This is a genomic window from Roseovarius sp. A-2 (assembly GCF_002072155.1).
Lineage (GTDB): Bacteria > Pseudomonadota > Alphaproteobacteria > Rhodobacterales > Rhodobacteraceae > Roseovarius.
Genome location: NZ_BDIY01000050.1, coordinates 1 through 8,272, shown reverse-complemented (window position 1 = coordinate 8,272; position 8,272 = coordinate 1). Strand labels below are relative to the sequence as shown.

Genomic DNA, 8,272 nt, shown 5'->3' with positions numbered 1-8,272 from the left:
CTGCGCTCTTTCCCCATAGGCCGCAACCAGCCCCCGCGGCTTCCTCCTTCCGAGGTTTGTCAACGCGGGCCGAACGCAGCTCTGACGGCAAAGTTGCACCCCGGCCAGCATCGAAAAACCTTCAGGAAAGCGGGAGTTCTCTGCAAGTGAAATGAAGGTCCGCTAACCAATAGCCTTATTCAATTGATGGGGGGCGAGCTATCAATCATACGTCGATCGAAATGCGGAGCAGTCAATGCCAGAAAAGTGACGCGGTCAGATGTATTCTCTTCATTTTCCATGGATGTGAGGTTCCGGTTCGCTTTCCAGAGTTTTACCGCCTGGCTGACCTGGACGAGATATTCGCCCCGCAAACTGTTATCGCCAAAGGTGATGTAGGGCCCCCTCCGTGGCCTCTGCTAAGGGATCGATGACGCTACCCAGAATCACGTTCCGGTCGAAGAGTTCTGGATCGCGGGCCAAGGTCGCCCTTAGCGCGCTTCCGAAACTTTGCCGCAATTCAGTGCCGATGTTGAATTTCATTACCCGCGTCTCAAGTGCTAACTGCCGTCGTTGCTGGCGGGGAATACCACTGCCGCCATGTAGAACGAGCGGGGTTGGCACCGCAGCCTCAACAGCACGTATGACGCTGAGGTCAACCGGCACGCTATCTGAGGTGCTCAGGTGGGTATTGCCTGCAGAAATCGCCAACGCGTCCACCGGCGCCTCAGCGATAAACCGCCGCGCCTCTTCGGGATCAGTCCCAGTCGACGGGCTGGTGCCAACATAGCCGACTACACCCAGTTCGGCTTCAACGCTTACCCCAACCGCCCGTGCCACCTCCAACACTCTGCGGGTGTTCTCAATATTCTGGGCAAGCGGCAGAGCGGAACCGTCGTACATCACCGACGAAAAGCCCAGTTCGATGGCCTCGATGCATTCTTCAGGGCTTCTGCCATGATCGAGATGAGCAACCACAGGCACCCGAGACCGTTCAGCCAGAACACGAAACATCTTGGACCTGTCCCGCTTTGATGGCGCACATCCACTCGAACAGCGGTGCTAAGTTCTTCACCCCGTTCATGCTGTGGTCTCGAACCGACAATCGCTGGATGATGCTCGCGCACCTTTCGCAGCATCAAGCGGCGCGTGACAAGATGTTGGGCGTCCACTGGCAAGAACAGAACAGCTTTACCCATGTGGGTTCTGGCGGGTTGTTCAACTTAGGATATGATACCCGCCTGATAGAAAGCTGCGACTCATTATTCAGTTTCTCCGACATTGATAGGACCGCTCTTGGCAAGGAATTGATCAACTCGCCACCGTCAGAGGTCCACCGTATCATGAATGGTGGTGAGTTAGAGGTGTCCCGTCTCTTGGTCGAGATTGGAAACAGGACCGCTGGGACTAATGAAGACATTTTTGCCGTGTTGTCCGAACTTGCTCAGGCGCGTGAGCTTGAGGTGCTTTCTTCGAAAGGGACACCGAAACGCACTGGGACCAGAATAGCAGTCAAGGATCGTCTGATCCTGCCGAACCAGCCGACGCTTTTCTTTCCGGCGAAGTGCGCTACCCCCCGAAATTCGGACACTGACATAAGCTACGATTTTCAGTCTGCTGATCTTCGACGAGAAGGAGATCAGAGATGTCGAAACGCAAGCAGCACGCGCCCGAGTTCAAGGCGAAGGTCGCGCTGGAGGCCCTGAAGGGCGAGGAGACCGCCGCCGAGTTGGCGAGCCGGTTCGGGGTTCATCCGACGATGATCCACCAATGGAAACGTGCCCTGCTCGAGGGCGCATCCGGCGTGTTCGAGCGTGGCGGTCGAAAGAAGCCCGAGATTGACGAGGAGCAGGTGAAGGAACTGCACGCCAAGATCGGGGAGCTGGCGGTGGCCAACTCTTTTTTGGAACGAAAGCTCAAACCCTGGGGCGGGAAGTGAGGCGCGGCATGATTGAGCCCGATCATCCCCAGCTGTCGATCGGCCAGCAGTGCAATCTGCTGTCGATCGCACGATCGTCCTTTTACTATACGCCGAAGGGCGAGACCGAGCAGAACCTCGGCCTGATGCGGCGGATCGACGAACAGTTCCTGGAAACGCCGTTCTTCGGTGTTCGGCAGATGACCTGGCACCTGCGCAACGACGGTCATCTGGTGAACGAGAAGCGCATCCGCCGGTTGATGCGCGTGATGAGGCTGATGCCGATCTACCAGAAGCCCAACACCAGCAGGCCGGCGAAAGGACACAAGACCTATCCCTACCTGCTGAGAGGTCTGAGGGTGGATCGTCCCAACCAGGTCTGGTGCTCGGACATCACCTACCTGCCGATGCGGCGCGGATTCCTGTATCTCGTCGCCATCATGGACTGGCATACCCGCAAGGTCCTGGCCTGGCGGATCTCGAACACGCTGGAGGCCGACGTCTGGCACCCAAAACGCCCACCTGTTCCCCTAGCGTTCCCCCAACGCCAAAATCCCTCAAGCCCGCTTGGAGCGGTTTAAGCTAACTTATTGCTTTACTTGAGGATTATTGGCTCCGGCGGTAGGGATCGGAGCGCTTCTCGCGCAACTATCTGAAATTTAACGTTTATTTTTGGTCGGAAAGTGGGCTTGGTTTGGTCTTGTATATCACCCACAGAGCATAACGGGACCGACCTGCCGGGCGCAAGGAAAGATTGCCGCACATGGAGTCGAGGGACGTGATCGGCCCACAGCGGTCACTCGGGCCTGCATCGCAATTCTTGCGGTGGCAGCCCGTTTTGCAGACATTCGCGGCAAGAGCACCAGCCGCCTAGCGTCAGACACCGGCAGCCCACCCGCGAGACTTGGCTTTCGTGGAGTAAAAAGTGCCCTCCGACATGCCATTCTTGCGACACAGATCGGCGCATTTCCCACCGGCCTCATGCTCGATAAGGATGGCGATGATCTGTTCCTCGCTTTATCTCGTTCGCTTCTTGTCCGTCCCTTCGATGGGCCGGAAGCTCCACCAAGTGGAGGTGATTCGGGGCCTAGGCGAGACCCGGAAAAGGCGCCGGTCAAAAAACAACGGCAAGCTGCGCGAAATACGATCAGCTGTCGAACAGGATCAAAAACCTAGGAACGACGTTAGGATCGTTTTCACCGTATGAGCGGAGAGAAAACTGCACGCGTTTTGAACCTTGTCGTCCTTTTCCGGATCACAGAAATCAGAAACTGATTTGACACACAAGAACGCGGGTTTAGCTGATCGTGTGTTTCGGCAGGCGTAATAAAAGCCATATGATTCCATGTCCACGACCCAGATATCGTCATTCAAGTTCCGGATACTCTCTGCAATGAAGCCTTCGCTCACCACCGCCGAGCCAGAACCTGCAGGTTGTCTGTAAAATTTCACGTCGGTGTGATCTGTGCCCGAACAAAGTTCCTTTACACGTTTCACAACAACAGGCTCCGCGAGAAACGAGTCTTTCAACAGCTCACGCACCGCAGACGAAAGTGAGTCGCCGGACTGGTCGATTGGATTTGGGCGAGGACGGAAAACGGGTTTTTCTGTGCTTTTGTCATGCACCCATTTCCCATTGTCCCAAGCGTATGACGAATTGAATGCGACAACATCCATCAGCTCAACTTTTTCTCTAATGCCTCCACAAAAGCCAGACATTATTGAAACTCTGGGGCGATACCTTGTGAGGAGCGTTTGGGTTGCGCTAGCCGTCGGCGCTTGACCAGCTTGCCCCACGCTGTGAAGAACGCCACTTCTAAGGGTTCCGTCTTTGTCAGTGAATGCGAACTCCTTGATATTGAACTCCGGGTCCAGTTCAGAAAGCTCAAAAAGATCTTCGTAGGGCGCCGCTTCCTTGTCGAGCGCGGTGACTATCAGAACATCTTTTCCGTACTCTGTGATTTCAGCTCCAAGGCGGGCTTTATTGGCTCGACGAATGTACCTAAGTTTCGCAGCCAATTGGGATTGCCAATTGCTATCTTTGCTTTCTTCTAACAGAGTAATCACTTGGTCCGCGAACTGTGCGTTTGTGCTTTCAACAGCCGGGATGTCGTACGAAACTCCAATGACGTCCCCTGGTGTCTTGAGTTCATTACCATCGAACAGCTCTTTCAATAGTGCCTGAGCATTTTCGACGGTCGGAGGGCGGCTATCGAGGGCATTGATAGGCAACGTTAGGTCCAGGATTAGAACGTCGTAGTATCGCCCCTGTTTCGAATTCATTGCATCGCGGGCACCATTGTAGGTGGACTCGGTTTCCACCTGGCTTTCATTGCATTCCGCCCCCACGATTTCTTCAATCTCTTTTCGGGCTTCCTCTCGGTCGTGGACGATCAAGACTCTCATATATCCGTTGCCTCGCTAACTAGGGTGAACAACTGAGCGTCCCACCCGGTTTTTTGATACCGAACGACCCCCAAGAAAAGGTCGCCAAGTAAATCTGAAAATTCATTTTTTAGGTCTGATATGGACATAAAGGAAGATACTTGCGCTTTGTTCGCGCTCTTTTCGAGGAATGATTCATGCGCCGTAACAACGATTGTCGGAAGCTCCAGCGCGTTCAAGAAAAGCTCCTTCGCGAACCTTAGGCCCCCCAACATGTCGTGGTTGTCAGAAAAGAACTCGTTTCCACCTTCGGAAATATCCATTGAAATATCCAAAACCATCAAATCAAATGAACCTTTTCTAATGGCATCTTCAGCCTCAGTTAAAGTTGGAGATACTTCTATCTCGAGGTTCAGCTCTGTTTTCTCAATCACGGTTTGTACCTGCAGAGCTTTTTCATGGTTATCTTCAACAATAATTATTCGGAAACACATGGGATGATCTCACTTGCGGGGATTACCAAATGGAACCAGCGCTTTCTTCTGACGGCACGAACCTTGACCGGTTTTCCGCACAACGCGGACATTCCTGCTGAGATTTTAATTAACCCGGAATCTCCTTCCGAAAAAAGCTGAGCTTGGTTTTTTGCCAGGCTCGTTTTTTCCCACGTTTCGTCTGATTGGCTGCAGACGAAATTCGAAAAAACCAAATTATCCGCGATTCTCGACACGCGGAGTCTTGATACTTCGCCATGTTTTTGTGCGTTGGCGACGATATCGACGCACGTGTAGAGTGCCGGTTTTCGCATGTCCGATGGAAAGTTCGCAGAGGCATTGGACAAGGCCGAAATCTCGTTTGTTTCGACCCCGCAAACTTGTTTTGCGATTTCAATGGGCACGTCGATCGTAAACGTATTCTCGACTGCCCGTTCCGGGATGGTAAACCATCCCTGCGTCTCGGAAATCGCGTGCTCCATCCCTGCCGCTAGTCTGTCGAGATATGCCCTTTTTTCCCCATAATATTCGTTTGGAGCAGGGGCGTTCCTCATTTCGTCGATTTTTTCAATCAACTCCGTTTTCAGATCGGTCACGAAGCTGCGGCGGACTCGAACGAGTTGCTGATCGAGCCTCTCTGTAACCCACTCTTGCACAAGCTCAAAAACTTCAGTGAACTGATGGAGTCGGATTCCTTGATCGACCAATGAAGCAATTTCATCTGGCGTCGGAACCAAATTGAACATGCCATGCGGGGTCGATCTTCGGTGGGATTGCAAACGGCTACTGATCCAATCACTTAGGATTTGTGAGATTTGTGGCCAATAGAGTTTTTGGAGAGCTTCAGACGCCTGTTTGGGGAGGCGAGCATTCGGTGCTCGTGCGATTTCAGTGGCTTGCTTTCTGAATTCCCTTTCAAGAGTATCGTGCCGAAATCGAGAAGATAGAATTGCCTCCAAGCCGCCAACTGGATGTTGCAAGATTTCATCAATTATCGCCAGGACTACTGTCGCGAATTGCCTGACATGATTTGGCAGCCTGTAGGAAGCAGCTTGCTTGTTTCCAAAACTATGCTCAAGTGTAACCAAGGCATCGCCCAGGACCCGACGCCCTTCTCCACTGCGGATTAGCTCGAGGGCGGCATCGTAATAGTCTTGGTAGTTGCGGCTAGCGTCAGTTAGCAGTCGTGGCCACGAGAATTCAAACTGACCGCGACTGATGTGCCGCGCAAATAGCGCTCGCTGAAGGGTCGTAGATTCCGTTTGGTAGTATTCGGAATCAACAATGCTGTTGAAACCAAATTTCGTTTTATAGGAATCGAGTAAAGCCAGTTTTACTGTGATCGCCGCAAATGGGTTTTTTGCGAGTTTCAAATGCAAGATTTCACTGGGTGTAAGGAAATACCTCAGAAGCGCGCCAAGAACTTGGTTGCCAAGGTTGCTGCTAACCTTTTCTACCAACTCTTCCCAATCACTGACGTCAATTTTCTTCAGCATCGATCTAATTGGGACAGGGTCTGCGTTGTCCTCTTCCACCATCATGACAAGATGAGCGAAGACATAACTGTAACGGTCCATTTCGATTTTTTCGAAATGGCTCAAGCGATACTTGGAATTCACGGCGTCGAGCCAGCTCCACTCAATCCCGCTCAGGTAGCCAGGCACAATCGGGATATTTTCGCGAACATATCGTATCCACGACCTTGGCGCAGCTTCGAGTTCAAACCCCTGTAACTCCCAGTGTGCAGCGTTGAGCCGAAACCTGCAGTCATAGTGCTGTGGTGCGTCAATGACCGCGTCTATGCTAGCTCTTGTCTTGGTCCAATCTCTCGGACTAACAACTAATCGAACGAAGTGCATGCCTCTGGGCCCTGACGCGACAAAAGCGTCAATTCTACCTTTAGCGTCGACCAAAGGCAGTAACGAGCGCATTTCTTGTTCGAGATCGCTTCGTGGAAAAAGATATAGAGAATTCATAAAAGAGCGGACAACTCGACCTAAGTCCGAAAAGCCCCAGTGAATCGAAAAGGCGCGTAAAACCTCCCACTTTTCCGGGTTCGGATACTTCTCCACACGGCAGTGCTTTATTGCTTCGGCCAGAACCCCACTTGCCGCTAGGTGCTTTGGGATTTCGACAATTTCTTCCCGAGCGAAATGCTCAACATATTGGATCGCCGGGTCCTGCGAACCGGTACTATTTATCTTTTTTTGATCTCCTTCAAGTAGATCGAGTGCAAGAGACAACCGCTTGAACTCATTGTTCTTCAGGCCATCAAGATGCTGCAGTTTTGAAACAACGCTTTGAGGTACTGCAACTCTCTGCGACCAGCAGCGTTCCAGTTCGAGCGTTAACAACTGGAGAGCGTCGAATGGATGTGAAAGGAGAGCAACGTATGCTCGAAATGCAGTGCTTTCGCGCGAAAGCTGTGGCCGGAGCATAAACCGGATGACTTCTCGTTCTGACCTGTGTCTTAGGTTCGACAACATGAAGTCGGTCGTGTCCTGAAAACTACGGTCCGGGATTGTTGTCGCTGTTGATGAAATGAGGCCGTCTACGAAAATATTCCTTAGCCAACCTGATTTTAGCCTACCCGAAAAAAAAACGCCCACTTCGTCAGGTTGGTGTACACGCAGGGCGGCTACCGCCTTCATTGTAAAGAGCGATTGGGAGGCTTCAGGCCCCAAATCCGAGATTGCTAAGGCAATACCGTCTGTATCCGCCTTAAGAGCCATTAAATTGAGCTTCGTTGAGAATTCACTGAGCTCGTTCACCCATCCGATATTCTCCACCACATAGTCGGCCCAAAGATCAAAATATGTACCATTGAACTTGCTATCTCGCAGCCCCTTTTTTCGATCAAGGAGCCTCCAATCGGTTTCGTCAAAAGTGAATGTCGCGAAGCGGTCTTTATTCAGCTTCAACAAGCTGGTCTTCAAAAACGGGTTCAACGGTTTGTCGTCACCACCTACTGAAACAGCTTCACAAATCTTCTGGCGTAGGAACCGGTATGGCTCGTTGCTACGAGCCAAGTTTGATAAATTATGAGCTCTGGTAGAAATCTTGTCTTCCCCCCGCACAGGCCGCCTGGCCAGGACTTCGCGTCAAACTGATGAGGCGCACGCGTAAACGATCCTGTTGTCAAATCACTCTTTCGCTTTGGTAGTGTGTAGCGGTTGTTTCTTCAAGTCCACCATGGCTTTGCGCGGCGCACGCTGATCAATCAATCGTTGTATGAGTCCCGCAATTGCTGCGTCTGCTCCCTCTGTTTCCCACAATGGTTTTGCTTGCGCGGCTACTCCGAATGCCATCTCAATGGCCGCTTTCGTAGATGTGGTTCGATGACCGCGCGATCGCAGCGAATTGCCGGAATCCTGAAGGTTTTTCGATGCTGGCCGGGGTGCAACTTTGCCGTCAGAGCTGCGTTCGGCCCGCGTTGACAAACCTCGGAAGGAGGAAGCCGCGGGGGCTGGTTGCGGCCTATGGGGAAAGAGCGCAG

The 8,272-nt window shown here is 52.2% G+C and carries 7 protein-coding genes and 1 pseudogene; 2 read left to right on the top strand and 6 right to left on the bottom strand.

All coding sequences use genetic code 11. The features are described from left to right. Positions 1-357 precede the first annotated feature (357 nt). Positions 358-993 (bottom strand): class II fructose-bisphosphate aldolase, encoded by a 636-nt coding sequence (locus tag BHD06_RS21980; protein WP_080459091.1) that lies wholly within the window; start codon positions 991-993, stop codon positions 358-360. Between the two features lie 631 nt (positions 994-1,624). Here BHD06_RS21980 and BHD06_RS21975 point away from each other — a divergent pair. Then, on the top strand, positions 1,625-1,918 hold the full coding sequence (locus BHD06_RS21975; RefSeq protein WP_007195955.1) for an IS3 family transposase: 294 nt from the start codon (positions 1,625-1,627) through the stop codon (positions 1,916-1,918). Positions 1,919-1,926: 8 nt separating this feature from the next. Next, positions 1,927-2,478, top strand: a complete 552-nt coding sequence (locus tag BHD06_RS21970) for an IS3 family transposase (RefSeq protein ID WP_080459090.1) — start codon at positions 1,927-1,929, stop codon at positions 2,476-2,478. A 255-nt stretch (positions 2,479-2,733) separates the two neighbouring features. Here the strand turns inward: BHD06_RS21970 and BHD06_RS23375 are convergent. From BHD06_RS23375 to BHD06_RS24075, 5 genes and pseudogenes are all read right to left on the bottom strand, one after another. After that, positions 2,734-2,902: pseudogene (locus BHD06_RS23375) on the bottom strand (transposase); the annotation flags it as partial. 159 nt (positions 2,903-3,061) lie between these two features. Beyond that, positions 3,062-4,303, bottom strand: coding sequence for a hypothetical protein (locus tag BHD06_RS21965; RefSeq protein WP_080459089.1), 1,242 nt, complete (start codon positions 4,301-4,303; stop codon positions 3,062-3,064). Then, entirely contained in the window at positions 4,300-4,716 is a 417-nt protein-coding gene (locus tag BHD06_RS21960; RefSeq protein WP_254892569.1) for a response regulator, read from the bottom strand. Before BHD06_RS21960 ends, BHD06_RS21965 begins: the two co-directional genes overlap by 4 nt. A gap of 44 nt (positions 4,717-4,760) precedes the next feature. After that, entirely contained in the window at positions 4,761-7,700 is a 2,940-nt protein-coding gene (locus tag BHD06_RS21955; RefSeq protein WP_139784850.1) for a hypothetical protein, read from the bottom strand. A 219-nt stretch (positions 7,701-7,919) separates the two neighbouring features. Further along, positions 7,920-8,272, bottom strand: a 353-nt coding sequence (locus BHD06_RS24075; protein ID WP_217805714.1) for a hypothetical protein, incomplete at its 5' end; no start/stop codon positions are given.

Excerpts from the sequence above, each read along its gene's own strand:
- BHD06_RS21965 (WP_080459089.1), bottom strand. The coding sequence starts at position 4,303 with ATGAGAGTCTTGATCGTCCACGACCGAGAGGAAGCCCGAAAAGAGATT.
- BHD06_RS21970 (WP_080459090.1), top strand. The coding sequence starts at position 1,927 with ATGATTGAGCCCGATCATCCCCAGCTGTCGATCGGCCAGCAGTGCAAT.
- BHD06_RS21975 (WP_007195955.1), top strand. The coding sequence starts at position 1,625 with ATGTCGAAACGCAAGCAGCACGCGCCCGAGTTCAAGGCGAAGGTCGCG.
- BHD06_RS21980 (WP_080459091.1), bottom strand. The coding sequence starts at position 993 with ATGTTTCGTGTTCTGGCTGAACGGTCTCGGGTGCCTGTGGTTGCTCAT.